2 tRNA genes and 2 rRNA genes are annotated in these 1,025 nt (G+C 55.6%); all 4 read right to left on the reverse strand.

Annotated elements, in window-relative coordinates:
* Nucleotides 1–105, reverse strand: a 23S ribosomal RNA gene (locus EN862_RS34770); the annotation flags it as partial.
* Nucleotides 106–490: 385 nt separating this feature from the next.
* Nucleotides 491–566, reverse strand: a tRNA-Ala gene (locus tag EN862_RS34775).
* A gap of 29 nt (nt 567–595) precedes the next feature.
* Nucleotides 596–672, reverse strand: a tRNA-Ile gene (locus tag EN862_RS34780).
* Between the two features lie 246 nt (nt 673–918).
* A 16S ribosomal RNA gene (locus EN862_RS34785) occupies nt 919–1,025 on the reverse strand; the annotation flags it as partial.

Below are 1,025 nucleotides of genomic sequence, written 5' to 3' on the forward strand. Positions count from 1 at the left end.
GATCAAAGGGTATTCGCACCTCCCCGTAGCTTATCGCAGCGTATCACGTCCTTCATCGCCTGTGCATGCCAAGGCATCCACCAATTGCCCTTAAGACACTTGATCGTTCTCATTGCCAATACCCATCGCGCGATCTCGCAGAGATCGTCGCTTCAGCCTCTCCCTTACGAGATTAGCAAAGCGCGACCCCGAAGGGATCGTCGCCTCAGCGAAGCTCTGTGCCGAGCCTCACTGAATGGAATTGGCACAAAAAGACCAGCTTCTCGAGATCCGTTCGAGGGCGCGGTTAGGCAAACCCATCATAGGCAAGGGATTGAGCGTCCCTTGCGACAAATCACAGCTTTGCAGCCATGAAGTTCGAACAAATCTTCTCTTTACGATGTCAAACAGAACAGGCGCAGAGCACAAAGCTCGGCGCAAACTCTTTTTCGAATGACTGACCACCGGCGATCATCTCTACTCTACACGCCCCATCTTCGCAGAAGATGGTTGGTGGAGCCGGACGGGATCGAACCGACGACATCCTGCTTGCAAAGCAGGCGCTCTCCCAGCTGAGCTACGGCCCCTGATAGTGGTCTCGATTGTATCGAGGAGATGGTGGGCCTGGGAGGACTTGAACCTCCGACCTCACGCTTATCAAGCGCGCGCTCTAACCAACTGAGCTACAAGCCCTAAACCGTACCCTGCTGGCACCATTTGCACCGGCAAGGCACGCCTTGTGGGCATAGCCAAAGGGAGGTTAGTCATTCGCGAAGAAAGAGAAACGAAGGCGGCAGACCCGCTTCAGGTATGCGCGACGGTAAGATTGACTATCTTCCGTCTTGTTCCAAGAGAACCGAAAGGGGTCTTTGCCCCACCCTTAAGCTCCTCGGCAAAAGCCTCGTCGCTGGTGGGGACCCCATTAGGGTTCTTCCTTAGAAAGGAGGTGATCCAGCCGCAGGTTCCCCTACGGCTACCTTGTTACGACTTCACCCCAGTCGCTGACCCTACCGTGGTCGCCTGCCTCCTTGCGGTTAGCACAGCGC

This window comes from Mesorhizobium sp. M2E.F.Ca.ET.219.01.1.1 (genome assembly GCF_004016445.2).
In the GTDB taxonomy this organism is placed as follows: domain Bacteria; phylum Pseudomonadota; class Alphaproteobacteria; order Rhizobiales; family Rhizobiaceae; genus Mesorhizobium.